This is a genomic window from Nocardioides sp. REDSEA-S30_B4 (assembly GCF_001627265.1).
Lineage (GTDB): Bacteria > Actinomycetota > Actinomycetes > Propionibacteriales > Nocardioidaceae > Nocardioides.
The window spans coordinates 81545-97050 of sequence record NZ_LUPI01000005.1; the positions used below are offsets into that span (position 1 = coordinate 81545).

The following is a 15506-nucleotide window of genomic DNA, read 5'->3' on the forward strand; positions in this document are numbered from 1 at the left end:
GGAGCGACGCTACCGAGGCTCGATCAACGCCGCGCCACCCCGTCGGCCCGCGCCGCCTCGGCCACGGCCGAGGAGACGGCGCCGGGCACGCGCGGGTCGAACGGGCCGGGGATGACGTAGTCCTCGCGCAGGTCCTCGCCGACCAGCTCGGCCAGCGCGGTGGCGGCCGCGAGCTTCATGCCCTCGGTGATCGCGGTGGCGTGGACGTCGAAGGCGCCGCGGAAGATGCCGGGGAAGGCCAGCACGTTGTTGATCTGGTTGGGGAAGTCCGAGCGACCCGTGGCCACGATCCGGGCGTACTTGTGGGCGATGTCGGGGTGCACCTCGGGGGTGGGGTTGGCCATCGCGAAGATGATCGCCTCCGGGGCCATCCGGGCGACGTCCTCCTCGGGGATGGTGCCGCCGGAGACGCCGAGGTAGACGTCGGCGCCGTCCAGCGCCTCGGCGAGCGTGCCCGAGCGTCCCGTGCGGTCGGCGGTGATCTCGGCCAGCGCCTTCTTGACCGGCGTCAGGTCGTCGCGACCGGAGTGCACGACCCCCTTGCGGTCGGTGACCGCGATGTCCTCGATGCCGGCCTCGATGAGGATCTTGGCGATCGCCACGCCGGCGGCACCGGCACCGGAGATCACCACGCGGGTGGTGGCGTACTCGCGGCCGGTGAGCTTGAGCGCGTTCTGCAGCGCTGCCAGCGCGACGACGGCGGTGCCGTGCTGGTCGTCGTGGAAGACCGGGATGTCGAGGCGCTCCTTGAGCCGGTCCTCGATCTCGAAGCAGCGCGGCGCAGAGATGTCCTCGAGGTTGATGCCGCCGAAGCTCGGCGCCATCCGCGCGACGGTCTCGATGATCTCGTCGGTGTCGGTGGTGTCGAGGCAGATCGGGACGCCGTCGACGCCGCCGAACTGCTTGAACAGCACCGCCTTGCCCTCCATGACCGGCATCGCGGCGGCCGGGCCGATGTCGCCCAGGCCGAGGACGGCGGTGCCGTCGGTGACCACGGCGACGGTGTTGGGCACCCAGGTGTAGTGCTGGGTCATCGACGGGTCGGCCGCGATGGCCTCGCAGACCAGCGCCACACCGGGGGTGTAGGCGAGCGAGAGGTCCTCCTTGCCGGTCAGCGGCGTGGAGGAGATCCCCATCTTGCCGCCGACGTGGAGGTCGAAGACGGGGTCACCCTCGTGCGGGTGGTGGGCTGCACGGAAGGGCTGCGGGGTGTTCGGCGACTCGGACACGGCGGGCAGTCTGGCACAGCAGCAGGACCCCCCTGGGGGCCGTCTCGGGGTGCGATGGATCACAGCCGCCGGGGTCGCGGCCACAGCCTGCCCACGACCACGGCCCGCACCCTCTCCTCCGGCACCGGACCGCGGTGCCGGGAGTCCACGCCGACCGCCGGGTCGTCGCTGAGCAGCCACCACCCCGCCGCACCGCTCGCCGTCGTACGCCGCTCGACGGCCCGCTTCACCGCGACCGTCCCGTCGGCCAGCTCCCCGACCACCACGTCGCCGGCCACGGGCGGGCGGCCGTGCACGACCACCAGCAGGTCCCCCGGGAGGAGGGTCGGGGCCATCGACGCGCCGCGGACCCGGGCCAGCCCCAGACGCCGGGCCGAGCCGAGTCGTGCCCAGGAGGCCCAGGAGGCCCAGGAGGCCCAGGAGGGTGGTCGTCGTCGCCAGGGTGGGTGCACGAGAGTAGTGTCCCAAGCGTTCGACACGGACGACCCGACGAGAGGATCCGCATGTTCGCGAAGCTGTTCGCCCCCACGATCGAGGTCTCGGCCCACTGCGACCTGCCGTGCGGTGTCTACGACCCCGCCCAGGCCCGCATCGAGGCGGAGTCGGTCAAGGCGATCATCGCCAAGGCCAATGACAGCGACGACCCCGACTTCAAGACCCGCGCGGTCCTGATCAAGGAGCAGCGCTCGGAGCTGGTCAAGCACCACCTGTGGGTGCTGTGGACCGACTACTTCAAGCCGCCGCACTTCGAGAAGTACCCCCAGCTGCACACGCTGGTGAACGAGGCCACCAAGCTCGCCGGCGCCTCCGGCACCAAGGGCACGATGGACGCCGAGGTCGCCGACCAGCTGCTGGCCAAGATCGACGAGATCGCCGAGATCTTCTGGGAGACCAAGAAGGCCTGAGTCGCGCCACGCGACCGGTCGGCCGGCCCCACCGGGCCGGCCGACCACCCTTCCTCCGCATCCCACCGCACCCCCTGAGGACTGCTGCATGACACTGCCCGGTCACACCGACCCGTCGGGCGCACGTCCCGACGTCGAGCTGCGCCTGCCCGCGGACGGCGCCTACGTGTCCGTGCTCCGCACCCTCACCGCCGGGCTCGCGGCCCGGCTCGACTTCACCATCGACGACATCGAGGACCTCCGGATGGCGGTCGGCGAGGCCTGCGCGATGGTGCTGCCGGAGGCCGACCCGGGCACCGACCTCACCGGTCGCTTCGTGCTCGCGCCGGGCCGGCTCACCGTCTCGGTGGCCGTCGGCGCCTCGCAACCCTCCCCTCCGGACCACGACTCCTTCGCCTGGCAGGTGCTGACCACCCTGGCCAGCAGCGCCACCGTCAGCACCGCCGAGGGCGAGCTGGTCGTCACCCTCGTGATGACCCCCGACGCCGCCACGGGCGCGTGATCGTGTCCGCGGCCCCCGGCCCGGACACCCCGGCCACCCCGCTGCCCGACGTCGCCCTTCCCGACGTCCCGGACCCGCCCGAGGCCACCGAGGCCGCGGACGTGCGCCGGCAGAGCATCGAGGAGACCCGCCGACGCAGCGCCGAGCTGTTCGCCGACTTCCTCGACGAGGGCGCCTCCGCCGCCAGCCGCGAGGCCGCCCGCGACGCCCTGGTCCGCCTCCACCTGCCCCTGGTCGAGCACTGCGCCCGACGCTTCCGCAACCGCGGCGAGCCCTTCGAGGACCTCGTCCAGGTCGGCACGATCGGACTGATCAAGAGCGTCGACCGCTTCGACACCGGCCGCGGCGTGGAGTTCTCGACCTACGCCACGCCCACCATCATCGGCGAGATCAAGCGCTACTTCCGCGACAAGGGCTGGGCCATCAGGGTCCCCCGCCGGTTGCAGGAGCTGCGCATGCAGATCGGCACCGCGACCGCCGAGCTGACCCAGTCCCTGGGTCGCTCCCCCACGGCCGCCGAGCTCGCGGGCCACATCGGCTGCACGGTCGAGGAGATCGTGGAGGGCATCGAGTCCTCCAACGCCTACTCCACGCTCTCCCTGGACGCCTCCGACGACTCCGACGACGGCGCGGCGTCCATGCTCGACGCGCTCGGCGAGGTCGACGCCGGGCTCGAGCACGTCGAGGTGCGCGAGTCGATCAAGCCCCTGCTCGACCAGCTCGGCGCGCGCGAGAAGAAGATCCTGCTGCTGCGCTTCTTCAAGAACATGACCCAGAGCCAGATCGCCGAGGAGATCGGCGTCTCCCAGATGCACGTCTCCCGGCTGCTCAACCGCACCCTGGAGCAGCTGCGGGCCTCCCTGCAGAACGCGGAGTAGCCCGGGTAACCCAGGTATAGCCCGGGGTAGCCCGCACTAGCCCCGGCGGTCGTCCTGGGGCCGGTCGTCGGGGAGGGTCCCCAGCGCCCGCATCGTGTCGGGGTGGAGCATCCCGGCCAACGCCACCAGCGCCGAGCCGACCAGGACCAGTGCGACCAGCGGTGCGTCCTTGAGGTTCCAGGCCAGGCCCAGCGCGATCAGCTGGGCCAGGAGCAGCGGGCCCCGCGCCCACCCGGACAGCCGCAGCAGCCCCCACGAGCAGCCCAGCACCGCGCCACCGGTCAGGGCGAAGAAGACCGCCGTCGAGATGCCGAGCGAGAGCCGCTCGGAGTCCACGCTGGCCGCCTCCAGCACCGCGAGCAGCAGCAGTGCGAGGCCCTCCAGCGCCCCGATGCTGGCCGCCACCACCAGGGGGGCGGGCCGGTTCTGGCCGTCAGGAGCGGTCTGGCCGGTCGGGTCCGGGGCGGCGTCGTCCACGGAGGGAGACACTAGTCGCCGGCTCCGGGTCGCCCGGCGGAGGTCGCCGGGGCCGGGACACCGGCCATAGCACGGCCCGCGCGACATCTCCGCGAAACACGGTTGTGACGTAGGAAACCAATGCTTAGCGCAGTAGGGGCTTGTTTAGCGATCCAATCCTTGCCACGCTGGTCGCTGCGCTTGAGGTTGAGTCAACTCCTGCATGCCCACCGGCGTGCCACGACCACCCGGCGACAGCGCCGCAGGCCCTGCCACCCCTGGCTTGCCCGGACGTAGAAGGAAAGAGGGATACCCCAGCCATGGATTGGCGCCACCGTTCCGCCTGCCTCGACGAGGACCCCGAACTCTTCTTCCCGATCGGCAACACGGGTCCCGCGATCCTCCAGATCGAGGAGGCCAAGCAGGTCTGCCGTCGCTGCGACGTGCGCGAGCAGTGCCTGCAGTGGGCTCTCGAGGCCGGCCAGGACCACGGGGTCTGGGGTGGCCTCAGCGAGGACGAGCGGCGTGCCCTGAAGCGTCGCACCTCCCGCGCCCGCGTCCGCACCGCCTGAGCCCCGACCCGCGCCACGGCCTCACTCGACGGGGAGGTCGATCCCTGCGCGGGTCCCGCCCCCGTCGGCCGGCCCCAGCGTGAGCCGCCCGCCGAGCTCGGACTCCACGAGCGTGCGGACGATGGACAGGCCCAGGTTGGTCGAGCCGTCGAGGGTGAAGCCGTCGGGCAGCCCACGCCCGTCGTCGACGACCGCGACCTCCAGCCGGTCGTCGCCCCGAGCCACCTCCACGGTGATCGTGCCGGACGCCTCCCCCTCGGGGTCCCCGGGCTCCGGCGAGCGGTGCTGGAGCGAGCGGTCCGCGTCGTACCCGTGCTCGACGGCGTTCTGCAGCACCTCGGTGAGGACCATCGCCAGCGGCGTCGCCGTCTCCGACGGCAGCCGCTCGAAGGAGCCCTGACGGCGGATCCGCACCCGCCCCGCCATCGCCGTGACCTCGGCGACCATCCCGCAGAGCCGGTCGGCGATCTCGTCGAAGTCGACGTCCTCCTCGACGGCCTGACTGAGCGTCTCGTGCACGATCGCGATCGACCCCACCCGGTGCACGGCCTCCTCGAGCGCGGCCTTGGCCTCCGGGGCCTCGATGCGCCGGGCCTGCAGGCGCAGCAGCGCGGCGACCGTCTGCAGGTTGTTCTTCACGCGGTGGTGGATCTCGCGGATGGTCGCGTCCTTGGTGATCAGCTCCCGGTCGCGTCGGCGCAGGTCGGTCACGTCGCGCACCAGGACCAGCGCGCCGATGTGCTCGCCCTCGGGGCGCAGCGGGATCGAGCGCGCGATGAGCGCCACGCCGTCGGTGGAGAACTCGGTGTCGCGATGGGCGCGGCCGCCCATCACCGCGCTCAACGTCTCCTCGTCGGGCCGGCGTCGCGAGGGCACCAGCGACCGGGTGAGGTCGACGAGGCGGTGCCCGGCGAGGTCACCGTGCAGCCCCAGCCGCCGGAAGACCGACTGTGCGTTGGGGCTGGCGTAGACCACCTTGCCCTCCGCGTCGACGCGGACGAAGCCGTCACCCACCCGCGGGGAGTCCGCGTGGTCGCTGCGCTGCCCGGTGGCCGGGAAGTGCCCGGCCGCGATCATCCGGGTCAGGTCGGCGGCGGTCTGGAGGTAGGACAGCTCGAGCCGGCTGGGCGTGCGGACCCCGAGCAGGTTGGTGTTGCGCGCGACCACGGCGATCACGCGGCCTCCGTGGCGGACCGGGATCGTCTCAACCCTCACGGGCACCTCGTCGCGCCACTCCGGGTCGCCCTCGCGCACGAGCCGCCCCTGCTCCAGCGCCTGGTCGAGCAGGGGTCGTCGCCCAACGGGCACGAACGTGCCGATGACGTCGTCGACGTACGCCGTCGGGGCGGTCGTGGGCCGCATCTGTCCCGCCGCCCAGAAGCCCGCCCCGCCCCTGTCCGGGAGCCAGAGCACCAGGTCGGCGAAGGACAGGTCGGCGATGATCTGCCAGTCCGCCTGCAGCAGCTGCAACCACGCCACGTCGGCCGCGTCGAGGTCGGTGTGGCTGCGGACGAGCTCGGTCAGCGAGGTCACGGGGCGAGCCTAGGTCCGAGGTTCGCGATGTCGTCGTCGGGTGGCAGGATTCGCACCATGACGGGGAGCGTCTCGGGGAGCTACTGGAAGCAGGTGCTGGCCGACGACATGGCCGTACCGACCGACCGACCGCTCGGGGACCTCACCGCTGAGCTGACCCGGATGCTGGGCGACCCGGACCCGGTCCTGCGCGACGGCACCGCCTTCCCCACCCTGGCGACCTGGGTGTCCCGCGGGGTCTACGACGACCTGCTCGGCGGGCTCGGGGACGGCATGGCCGCCGGCCTCTCCACCGGCCTGGGCGAGACCGACGACGACTCGGTCTTCCGCCGCTCCTTCTCCGCCCTGGTGCTCGGCGCCTGCATCGCGCGTGACAACCAGCGCCCGCTGGTGCCCGGCGGCAAGATCCTGGAATGGGGCGACCGGCTGGCCACCTGGCTGCTGCGCGAGGAGGACCTGCGCGGGTTCGTGCCCGGCAAGGGCTGGGCGCACGCCGTGGCGCACGGTGCCGACGCGTTGGGCACGCTGGCCTGCTCCCCCCACCTGCACACCCCCGAGCTGACCGTCCTCCTCGACGTGGTGGCCGACCGGCTGCTGCGCCCCGCCACCACCTCGTGGGCCAGCGGCGAGCCCGACCGCCTGGCCCTCACCGTGGTCCAGGTGCTGCGTCGGGACCTGGTGCCGATGACGGTGGTCGAGCCCTGGGTCAACCGGGTCGCCGCGGCCGCGACGCACGGGCCCGGCGAGGACGCCGATCCCTACTCCCGCTCGGCCAACCCCGAGGCGTTCCTGCGCGCGCTCTACCTCCAGCTGGCGATCGGCCCGCGACCGCCGACGGTCCGCAGCGACCTGCTGCTGGTGCTGGTCGAGGCCCTGCGTCGCTCCAACCCGTGGACGCTCGCCCCCGACGCGCACTGAACCCTCCCCCGCCGGAGGTGACCGCCGGGTAACGTGCGCCACATGACGCAGCTCGAGGGCCACGCCGGTGCGCTGGCCGTCGCCGTGGCACGTGCCCACGGCGTGGAGACCATGTTCACCCTGTCCGGGGCCCACGTGTTCCCGCTCTACGACGGTGCGGTGCAGGCCGACCCGCCGATGCGGTTGCTCGACGTGCGCCACGAGCAGACCGCGGCGTTCGCGGCCGAGGCGACCGGCAAGCTGACCCGGGTCCCCGGCCTGGCTGTCCTGACCGCCGGCCCCGGCGTCACCAACGGCGTGAGCGCCGTGGCGCAGGCGCAGTTCGCCGGCTCCCCGATGGTGGTCGTCGGCGGTCGCGCCCCGCAGAACCGTTGGGGCACCGGGTCGCTCCAGGAGCTCGACCAGCCGCCCATCTTCGAGCCGGTCTCCAAGCTCGCGCGCACGATCCCCACCGCAGGCGACGTGCTCGGTGGCATGCACGAGGCCTTCACCGTCGCCCGCTCCTCGCACCGCGGCCCGGTCTTCGTCGACGTCCCGATGGACGAGCTCTTCAACGCCTCCGCCGGTGAGCTGGCCCCCGGCGGCCCCTCCCGCGGCCAGGACCCCGACACCGACGCGCTGGACACCATCGCGGACCTCCTGGTCGGGGCCTCACGGCCGGTGCTGGTCCTGGGCACCGACGTGTGGGCCGACGGCGCCGAGGAGGCCGCGCTGCGCCTGGTCGAGGAGCTGGGCGTGCCGGCCATCACCAACGGCATGGGGCGCGGCATCGTCCCCGGCGGCCACCCGCTGCTGGCCACCAAGGCCCGCGGCCAGGCGCTCGGCACCGCCGACCTGGTCGTCGTCGTCGGCACCCCGCTGGACTTCCGGCTCGGTTACGGCGTCTTCGGCGGCAAGGATGGCGCGGAGCCGGCGAAGGTCGTGCACGTCGCCGACTCCCCCGCCCAGGTGAGCGGGCACGCCACGATGGCGGCCTCGGTCGCCGGCGACCTCACGGCCTGCCTCGACGGCATCCTCGCCGCGGTCGACCGCCGCGGCCGCACGTCGTACGCCGGGTGGAGCAGCACCCTGCAGGAGACCGCGCGCGCCGCGGCCGAGCGCGACGCCGCGCTGCTGACCGCCGAGGCCGACCCGGTGCACCCCGCCCGCATCTACGGCGAGCTGGTCCCGCGACTGGCCGACGACGCCGTCGTGATCGGCGACGGCGGCGACTTCGTGTCCTTCGCCGGCAAGTTCGTCGAGCCCAAGCGGCCCGGCGGCTGGCTGGACCCCGGGCCCTACGGCTGCCTGGGCGCCGGCCTGGGCGCGGCGATCGCGGCCCGTCTGGCCCGACCCTCCGCGCAGGTGGTGCTGCTGCTCGGCGACGGCGCGGCGGGCTTCTCCCTGCTCGACGTCGACACCCTGGTCCGCCACGGCCTGCCGGTCGTCATGGTGATGGGCAACAACTCCGCCTGGGGCCTGGAGAAGGGCCCGATGCAGATGCTCTACGGCTACGACGTGGCGGCCGACCTGGCGAAGCAGACCCGCTACGACGAGGTCGTCAAGGCGCTGGGCGGTGCCGGCGAGACGGTCACCGACCCGCGCCAGATCGGCCCGGCCCTGGACCGCGCGTTCGCCTCGGGGGTGCCCTACCTCGTCAACGTCATCACCGACGTCGACGCGGCCTACCCCCGCAACACCTTCGGCATCTGACCGCTCGCCGGTGCAGATCCGACGGGCCGCCCCGGCCGACCTCGCCGCCGTCGGCGAGGTCACCGTGGCGGCGTACTCACCCTTCCTGCTGGGCCCTGAGGACCCCTACGCCGCCCGCCTACGCGACGCAGCCGCGCGGGCCGAGCAGGCCGAGCTGTGGGTCGCGGTCAGCGACGACGGGCACGGCCCGGCCGAGGTGCTCGGCAGCGTGACGACCTGCCCGGTCGGCTCCCCGTGGCGGGAGATCGCCCGACCCGACGAGGGCGAGTTCCGGATGCTCTCGGTGGCGCCGGGGGCGCAGGGCCAGGGCGTGGGGGCGGCGCTGGTCGAGCACGTCCTGGACCACTACCGACGTGCGGACGCACGGGCGGTCGTGCTGTCCTCGCTGGTGGAGATGGCCGCGGCGCACCGGCTCTACGCCCGTCACGGCTTCACCCGGCTGCCCGAGCGGGACTGGAGCCCGGTACCCGACGTCCACTTGATCGCCTTCGGCACCACCCTGGGAGGGACCCCATGACCGACCGCACCGACCTGACCGCCACGCTGCGCTTCACCGTGGGCGAGGACGACACCGCGCAGGCGGTGGGGTCCGGCGACCTCCCGGTCCTGGGCACCCCGCGCCTGCTCGCCTGGCTCGAGGCCGCGACCTGCGCTGCACTGGCCCCGGACCTGCGCGAGGGCGAGACCAGCGTGGGGACCCGCGTGGAGCTCGAGCACCAGGCGCCCAGCCCGCTGGGCGCGGTCGTGGAGGCCTCCGCCTCGGTGACCCACGTCGACGGACGGCTGCACCGGTTGACCGTGAGCGCCCGGCACGCCTCGGACACCCCGCAGGGGCGGCCCGGCAAGGTCGTGGCGACCGGCGAGGTGACCCGGGTGGTCGTCGACGCCGAGCGGTTCATGGGCCGGCTCACCGGCTCCTGAGCAGCGCTCGGGAGAGCCCGATTTCATCTCGGCTACGGCATTTGGGAGACTGGCCGCTGGCCTGTGCACGGGCCGACGACTATTCCGAGGAGATCACCATGGGCAAGACCGGTCGCAAGCGCCGCGCTCGCAAGAAGAAGGGCGCGAACCACGGCAAGCGCCCCAACGCCTGAGCGAGGTCGACGAACCTCCGCGCCAGACGCGCCGAACCCCCGGAGCCCACAGGGCCCGGGGGTTCTTGCGTCAGTGCTGCTGCGTGACGGTTCAGGTCTCGGAGATCCGGATCTGGACCTCGCGGACGCGCATCATGACCCGGGCCCGCAGGTCGTCGGGGGCGGACTCCGAGCAGGAGCGGGCCACGACGGACTTCACCGTGCGCTGGAGGTCGTACTTCTCCAGGCAGGGGTTGCAGGTGTCGAGGTGCATCCGCACCACGGCACAGTCGGCCTCGTCGAGCTCGTTGTCGAGGAAGTAGACGATGCGCTCGAGGAAGTCGGCGCACTCGCTGGCGCTGGGCTCGTGGTCGTGGTGGTGGGTGTGCTCGCTCATCACGACCCCTCCCCGGGCAGGCTCGAGGCGGGCAGCAGGTCGTTGGCTCGCACGTAGTCGGTGAGCATGTCGCGCAGCTGTCGGCGGCCGCGGTGCAGCCGCGACATCACCGTCCCGATCGGCGTCTCCATGATCTCGGCGATCTCCTTGTAGGCGAACCCCTCGACGTCGGCGAGGTAGACCGCCAGGCGGAACTCCTCGGGGAGGCGCTGCAGGGCGTCCTTCACCTGGCTGTCGGGGAGGTGCTCGAGCGCCTCGGTCTCCGCGGACTTCAGGCCCGTCGAGGAGTGCGACTCCGCCCGGGCGAGCTGCCAGTCCTCGACGTCCTCGGACATCGACTGCTGCGGCTGGCGCTGCTTCTTGCGGTAGCTGTTGATGAAGGTGTTGGTCAGGATGCGGTAGAGCCAGGCCTTGAGGTTGGTGCCCGGCTTGAACTGGTGGAAGGAGGAGTAGGCCTTGGCGAACGTCTCCTGCACCAGGTCCTCGGCGTCGGCGGGGTTGCGGGTCATCCGCATCGCCGCCGAGTAGAGCTGGTCGAGGAAGGGCAGCGCGTCGCGCTCGAAGCGGGCGGACCGCTCGGCGTCGGACTCGGTCGCGAGGTCAACCGGCTCGTCCGGCGGCAGGAGGCTGTCAGTCATCGTGTCCCAGCCTAGCCCCGGAGCGGTCGGGTGGACCCGCTCGTCGGTGGGTTCCAGCAGTGCCATCACGTGGGGCACAACGTCACCGTCGTACGCCGGCATTCCCGGCGGCCCCCAGCTCACCGGTCAGTCCGTCAGCACCTCGCGCACCAGCCACTCCAGCGTGGCCTCCACCAGCAGCGCCATCGCGTCGTCCTCGGTGAGGTCGCCGCGCTTGGGGACCTTGAACCCGTGGTCGGCGCCGGGCACGACCGCGAGGTGCACGTGGTCGGGCAGTGGGTCGGGGAACTCCTCGGGTCGGCCCATCGTGTCCCGCTCCCCCTGCACGACCAGCGTCGGGACGCCGGAGCCCTCGAGCTCGGCCAGGCGCGACTTCTCCGGCTTTCCGGGCGGGTGCAGCGGGAAGGCCAGCGCGAGGCAGCCGTGCCGCCAGGGCTGCTCGAAGCGGGCGACGGTGAACCCCTGCCGCGGCAGGTCGGCGGCCAGCGCCTCGAGGTCGCGGGTGTCGATGCCGACCCCCGCGCCGTGGCTGAGCAGCAGCGTCGCCGAGGCCTTGCGCGCCCGCTGGACGACCAGGCGCCCCGGCCCGTGCGGTGTCTCGACGATCTTCTCGGTCGCGCTCACGCCTCCCCCTCCAGCGGCAGCGGCTCGACGAGCTCGGGGCCGTTGTTGCGCACGTTGCTCACCAGCGTGGAGACCGGGAACGCCTCGAGGCGGCCGGGGGCCGCGGGGGCCAGCAGCCCGAGCAGGTCGCCGGCCTCGACGGTCGGGTCGAGCCAGTCGGCCCATCGCTCCCGCTCGACCATCATCGGCATCCGGTCGTGGATGTGGCCGAGGTCGTCCTCGGCGTCGGTCGTGATCACCGTGCAGGTCCACCGGAAGCGGTGCGGGTCGTCCTCGTTGCGGGTCGGGTCACGCCAGATCTCGTAGAGCCCGGCCATCGCCAGGGTCCCCTGGTCCTTGGGACGGATGAAGAACGGCTGCTTGCGCGGCTTGCCGGCCTTGGTCAGCTGCTCGGTGGGGTACCACTCGAAGTACCCGTCGGCCGGCAGCAGGCAGCGACGCTTGGCAAAGGCCCGCTTGTACGCCGGCTTCTCGGCGACGGTCTCGGCCCGGGCGTTGATCATCCGGTTGCCTATCGAGGGGTCCTTGGCCCACGACGGCACCAGCCCCCACTGCAGCACCCGCAGCTGGCGCTCGGCGGTGGGCCGCTCCTCGCCCTTGGGCGGCCGCTCGAGCACGGCGTACACGTCCTTGGTGGGCGCCACGTTGTAGTCGGGCTCCAGCGCTGTCTCCAGCATCGGCTGGTCGACCTCGAACTCCTCGACGAGGTCCTCGGGCCTGCGACTGGAGGCGTAGCGACCACACATGCGGGTCAGCCTAGGGGCGAGCGAGGCGCATGGTCAGGCGGCGATGCCGAGGGGGAAGAAGAAGTCGACACGTCTCGGTGGCTGGAGTGGGGCGGGGAGTCCGGGTGGTCGGGACACGTGATGGTGGCCGCTGGGGGTGGTGGTCCGGATCTCGCGAAGTGGGCCGGGGACGACCTGGCCGTGCCAACCGGTGGCTTCCTTGGCCTGGTTGCAGGCCACGCACCTGCCGTTGCCGTTCTCGGCGGAGGTTGCGCCGCCCTGGGCATGGGGCACGAGGTGGTCGAGGTGTCGGACGGGGGCGTCGCAGTAGGGGGTGGTGCAGGTGCGGTCGCGGGCGATGAGGAACGCGGCGAGCCCGGCGGGGAAGCGGCGGGCCTGGGAGTCCATGGCGACGAGCTGACCCGTCTGGGGCGAGACGTAGAGGCGGCGCAACGTGGCCAGCCCCTCGGCCGTGGAACGGGCGACGAGGTCGCGGACCAGGTCGGCGGGCAGCGGGATCGCGGCGACGCCGGGGGCGGAGATCCAGCCGGGCTGGTCACCGGCCTCGCCGGGGACGCCGAGCAGGGTGGCGTCGGAGACGGTGACCTGGACCGCGACCGGGACGGCCGGGTCCGCGGGCGCGACCTGGTCGGGCGTGGGGGCCACGCCCTTCTCCGGCTCGCGTCGGGCCTTGATCGCGTCCACGAGGGTGTCGCACATGACCTGGCCACGGGTGCGGTCGTCACCGGCGGCACGCGCGGAGTCGGCAGCACGGACCAGGGTGGCGTGGATCTGCACGCCCTGGGCCAGCAGCAGCAGGACGGAGAACCGGGCCATGCCGTCGGGGGCGGGGCGGAGGCTGGTGTGCCGGTCACCGGCGGCGGCCTCGATCTTCTCGACCGCGGCCTTCGGGTCGGCGGCGTAGGCGAGCTTGTCGACCTCGCCGCGGAACCGCTGGTCGCCCCACCCGCTCGTGGTGGCCGGGTCCGACATCAGCTGCTCGTCGATGGCCTGGCGGTCGGCCAGGGTCAGGCAGGCGGTCCCCTGGACCAGCTGCAGGGCCCGCCACTCGCTGCACCAGCCGGCCTCCATGGCGGCCAGGGTGTGGGGCAGCTCGGCGCACACGATCGCGGCCAGGCCCAGATGCAGCTTCCCGCGGTGCGGGGACTCCCGGCGGGCCAGGGCGACCTCGTGACCGATGCCGCGGGTGCGCATCCGGGCCGGTTCGTCGGCACGCTGCTCGACCCGCGCGGACCTCAACGCCACAGAGAGTCGCGCCTGCGCCCCCGCGCACGCGTTCTTCAAGGACTCCAAGGCATCCAACGCCTCCACCGCGGCACGGTCGCGGACCGCCGCATCCAGCGCCTCGACCGACTCCGCGAGCGCCCGCACCTGACTCAGCAGATCAGGGGTGCTGGGAGCCGGGATCATGTGTGGATTCTAGTTCGAACATGTGTTCGAAACAAGGGTCTTGGGACATCTCGGTTGCGGGTTCTCGCTCCGCGGAGCAGCTGACGTCTGGGAGCGACTGCCTCGTTGGCCTCGTAGGCGAGCCGCGCTCTTCTTGCGTCGAGCCACCAGCTACGCGCCGTCGAGCCGCTCGAGGAGCAGCACGAGCTCCAGCTCCCCCTCCGGGAGCGGGTGCACGCGGGTGGTGACGTCGTACCCGTCCTCGAGCAGCAGGCGCCGCAGCAGGGCCACCAGGCCCTCGAGCCGACGGTCCTTGTGCGCGAGCACGACGACCCGTCCCGAGGCGGTGTGCGCGATGGTCTCGCCCCCGAAGACCACTCGCACCCGCTCGCCCAGGGCGGCGCCCCACAACGCCGTCCTGAGCGAGTCGGAGTCGTGCGCTGGGCGGTCTCCCTCCGTACCGCCCGGCGACACGACGACCAGGGCATGGGCCTGCGCGAGGTCGACCCCCGCGCGCCGCTGCTCGGCCACCCTGGTCCGCAGGTGGGCCGTGGTCGCGAGGCCCGTGAGCGGGTCCTCGCAGGTGAGCCGGTGCAGGTGCCCGAGGGTGGTGTCGGCCCATCCCTCCACGAGGGCCTCCACCTCCTCGGGCCGGGGCTCCCGACCCCGCGCCTGCGCCTCGGCCCGCAGGGTGCGCAACGCCTCTCCCACGCTCGCACCGTCCCGCGCCAGGCGACGACCGACGTCCCGTGCGTGCTCGAGCGACGTGGGGCCCGGTGCCGGGCGGCGCAGCAGGTCTGCCAGCCTTCCCATCCGGTCCTCCTCATCGTCTGCTCCGGTCGTGCACGCCGGCGCTGTCCAGGTGTTCCGGGACGTCGGCCGCCGCCATCCATGGCGGGTTCTTCGGGGAGGGGACGAGGCCGCGCTGCGGTCATGACGCGGTTCTGCAGAAATCGCCGGAAGAATTTCTCCGACCGTTCCGGCGTGCTGTTCTGCCCACTCGTGCGTTGATAGGGGTGTGAGCGCCACCCAGGCGCCCGGGACGGTCCTGGATCGCTCCGACGCCGACCTCATCGACGCAGTGCGCGCCGGCGACCTGGAGTCGTACGGCGAGCTCTTCGCGCGCCACCAGGACTCCGCCCGCCGCCTGGCGCTGCAGCTCACCCGCGGCAGCGGCGACGCCGAGGACCTGGTCTCCGACGCGTTCGCGAAGGTGATGGAGGTGCTGGAGCGCGGCGGCGGCCCCGACGAGGCCTTCCGCGCGTACCTGCTGACCTCGGTGCGGCGCCTGTACGTCGACCGCACCCGCGTCACCTCGCGGGTGCAGGCCACCGACGACATCGCGGCGTACGACGCGGGCGTGCCGTTCCACGACAGCGCCGTAGCCGGCTTCGACAACGAGGCCGCGGCCGAGGCGTTCGCCTCGCTGCCCGAGCGGTGGCAGCTGGTGCTGTGGCACACCGAGGTCGAGGGCGCCAAGCCCGCCGACGTCGCCCCGCTGCTCGGCATCAGCCCGAACTCCGTGGCGGCCCTCGCCTATCGCGCCCGCGAGGGCCTGCGCGAGGCGTTCCTCGCCGCCCACGCCACCCGCACCGAGGACCCCGACTGCCGTCGGACGCAGTCCATGCTCGGCGGCTACGTCCGCGGCAACTCCTCACGACGCGACAGCACCAAGGTCGAGGACCACCTCGAGGGCTGCCGCCGCTGCACCGGCATCTACCTCGAGCTCGCCGAGGTCAACAGCGGCATGGGCGCGCTGCTGGCGCCGCTGCTGCTCGGTGGCGCCGCCGCGGGGTACGTCGGCTCCGGGGCGCTCGCAGCCACGACGGCGACGACCGCGGGCCTCGGGTGGGGCGGGTGGCTGCTGGCACTGCCGGGCCGCGCTCGCGACCTCGCCCTGGCCAACCTCCCCGCGACCGCGGCGGCCGGCGTGGCCACCGCCGTCGTCGGGGGC

Annotated in this window: 20 protein-coding genes; 10 read left to right on the forward strand and 10 right to left on the reverse strand. The window is 73.0% G+C overall.

Annotation, left to right across the window (positions count from 1 at the left end; translation table 11 throughout):
• Nucleotides 1-23 precede the first annotated feature (23 nt).
• Both A6R01_RS01015 and A6R01_RS01020 read right to left on the reverse strand, forming a co-directional pair.
• Nucleotides 24-1136, reverse strand: a complete 1113-nt coding sequence (locus tag A6R01_RS01015) for an NADP-dependent malic enzyme (protein WP_292602608.1) — start codon at nt 1134-1136, stop codon at nt 24-26.
• 152 nt (nt 1137-1288) lie between these two features.
• Nucleotides 1289-1681 (reverse strand): S26 family signal peptidase, encoded by a 393-nt coding sequence (locus tag A6R01_RS01020; RefSeq protein WP_292602555.1) that lies wholly within the window; start codon nt 1679-1681, stop codon nt 1289-1291.
• Between the two features lie 51 nt (nt 1682-1732).
• Here A6R01_RS01020 and sodN point away from each other — a divergent pair, with 51 nt between their 5' ends.
• The 3 genes from sodN (at nt 1733) to A6R01_RS01035 (ending at nt 3514) form a co-directional block, all read left to right on the forward strand.
• Complete coding sequence (gene sodN, locus A6R01_RS01025) at nt 1733-2134, forward strand: superoxide dismutase, Ni (protein WP_292602557.1); 402 nt, start codon at nt 1733-1735, stop codon at nt 2132-2134.
• Nucleotides 2135-2222: 88 nt separating this feature from the next.
• On the forward strand, nt 2223-2636 hold the full coding sequence (locus tag A6R01_RS01030) for an anti-sigma factor (RefSeq protein WP_292602559.1): 414 nt from the start codon (nt 2223-2225) through the stop codon (nt 2634-2636).
• A gap of 2 nt (nt 2637-2638) precedes the next feature.
• Nucleotides 2639-3514 carry an RNA polymerase sigma factor SigF gene (locus A6R01_RS01035; protein ID WP_366925084.1) on the forward strand — a complete coding sequence of 292 codons (876 nt, stop codon included), beginning with the start codon at nt 2639-2641 and terminating at the stop codon, nt 3512-3514.
• Between the two features lie 36 nt (nt 3515-3550).
• On the opposite strand, the gene A6R01_RS01040 is transcribed toward A6R01_RS01035, so the two are convergent.
• Nucleotides 3551-3991: a hypothetical protein gene (locus A6R01_RS01040; protein ID WP_292602561.1), complete on the reverse strand. Its 441-nt coding sequence runs from the start codon at nt 3989-3991 to the stop codon at nt 3551-3553.
• A gap of 299 nt (nt 3992-4290) precedes the next feature.
• On the opposite strand from A6R01_RS01040, the gene A6R01_RS01045 reads away from it, so the two are divergent.
• Entirely contained in the window at nt 4291-4542 is a 252-nt protein-coding gene (locus tag A6R01_RS01045) for a WhiB family transcriptional regulator (RefSeq protein ID WP_179530535.1), read from the forward strand.
• A 21-nt stretch (nt 4543-4563) separates the two neighbouring features.
• Here A6R01_RS01045 and A6R01_RS01050 read toward each other — a convergent pair whose 3' ends face one another.
• On the reverse strand, nt 4564-6075 hold the full coding sequence (locus tag A6R01_RS01050) for a sensor histidine kinase (protein WP_292602564.1): 1512 nt from the start codon (nt 6073-6075) through the stop codon (nt 4564-4566).
• A 57-nt stretch (nt 6076-6132) separates the two neighbouring features.
• Here A6R01_RS01050 and A6R01_RS01055 point away from each other — a divergent pair, with 57 nt between their 5' ends.
• Genes A6R01_RS01055 through A6R01_RS01075 form a run of 5 tightly spaced genes read left to right on the forward strand, consistent with a single transcriptional unit; the run spans nt 6133 to nt 9779 of the window.
• Nucleotides 6133-6993, forward strand: a complete 861-nt coding sequence (locus tag A6R01_RS01055) for a DUF2785 domain-containing protein (RefSeq protein WP_292602567.1) — start codon at nt 6133-6135, stop codon at nt 6991-6993.
• Between the two features lie 42 nt (nt 6994-7035).
• Nucleotides 7036-8685, forward strand: a complete 1650-nt coding sequence (locus A6R01_RS01060) for an acetolactate synthase (RefSeq protein WP_292602570.1) — start codon at nt 7036-7038, stop codon at nt 8683-8685.
• Nucleotides 8686-8695: 10 nt separating this feature from the next.
• Nucleotides 8696-9202 (forward strand): GNAT family N-acetyltransferase, encoded by a 507-nt coding sequence (locus A6R01_RS01065; protein WP_292602573.1) that lies wholly within the window; start codon nt 8696-8698, stop codon nt 9200-9202.
• Complete coding sequence (locus A6R01_RS01070; protein ID WP_292602576.1) at nt 9199-9606, forward strand: hotdog domain-containing protein; 408 nt, start codon at nt 9199-9201, stop codon at nt 9604-9606. The genes A6R01_RS01065 and A6R01_RS01070 overlap by 4 nt, the downstream gene beginning before the upstream one ends.
• A gap of 41 nt (nt 9607-9647) precedes the next feature.
• Nucleotides 9648-9779, forward strand: a complete 132-nt coding sequence (locus A6R01_RS01075) for a hypothetical protein (RefSeq protein WP_292602579.1) — start codon at nt 9648-9650, stop codon at nt 9777-9779.
• Nucleotides 9780-9870: 91 nt separating this feature from the next.
• Here A6R01_RS01075 and rsrA read toward each other — a convergent pair whose 3' ends face one another.
• The 6 genes from rsrA to A6R01_RS01105 form a co-directional block, all read right to left on the reverse strand.
• Entirely contained in the window at nt 9871-10155 is a 285-nt protein-coding gene (gene rsrA / locus A6R01_RS01080; RefSeq protein ID WP_292602582.1) for a mycothiol system anti-sigma-R factor, read from the reverse strand.
• A complete protein-coding gene (locus A6R01_RS01085; protein ID WP_292602585.1) occupies nt 10155-10793 on the reverse strand; it encodes a sigma-70 family RNA polymerase sigma factor in 639 nt (212 codons plus the stop codon). The genes rsrA and A6R01_RS01085 overlap by 1 nt, the downstream gene beginning before the upstream one ends.
• A gap of 126 nt (nt 10794-10919) precedes the next feature.
• The gene (locus tag A6R01_RS01090; RefSeq protein WP_292602587.1) at nt 10920-11417 is read right to left on the reverse strand and encodes an alpha/beta family hydrolase; all 498 of its coding nucleotides are present in this window, start codon (nt 11415-11417) and stop codon (nt 10920-10922) included.
• Nucleotides 11414-12163: an SOS response-associated peptidase gene (locus tag A6R01_RS01095; protein WP_292602590.1), complete on the reverse strand. Its 750-nt coding sequence runs from the start codon at nt 12161-12163 to the stop codon at nt 11414-11416. The genes A6R01_RS01090 and A6R01_RS01095 overlap by 4 nt, the downstream gene beginning before the upstream one ends.
• 33 nt (nt 12164-12196) lie before the next feature.
• Nucleotides 12197-13573: an HNH endonuclease gene (locus A6R01_RS01100; RefSeq protein ID WP_292602593.1), complete on the reverse strand. Its 1377-nt coding sequence runs from the start codon at nt 13571-13573 to the stop codon at nt 12197-12199.
• Between the two features lie 150 nt (nt 13574-13723).
• Nucleotides 13724-14365 carry a hypothetical protein gene (locus A6R01_RS01105; protein ID WP_292602596.1) on the reverse strand — a complete coding sequence of 214 codons (642 nt, stop codon included), beginning with the start codon at nt 14363-14365 and terminating at the stop codon, nt 13724-13726.
• Nucleotides 14366-14570: 205 nt separating this feature from the next.
• Here A6R01_RS01105 and A6R01_RS01110 point away from each other — a divergent pair.
• Nucleotides 14571-15506: sigma-70 family RNA polymerase sigma factor (locus A6R01_RS01110; RefSeq protein ID WP_292602599.1), on the forward strand; the 936-nt coding region annotated here is incomplete at its 3' end.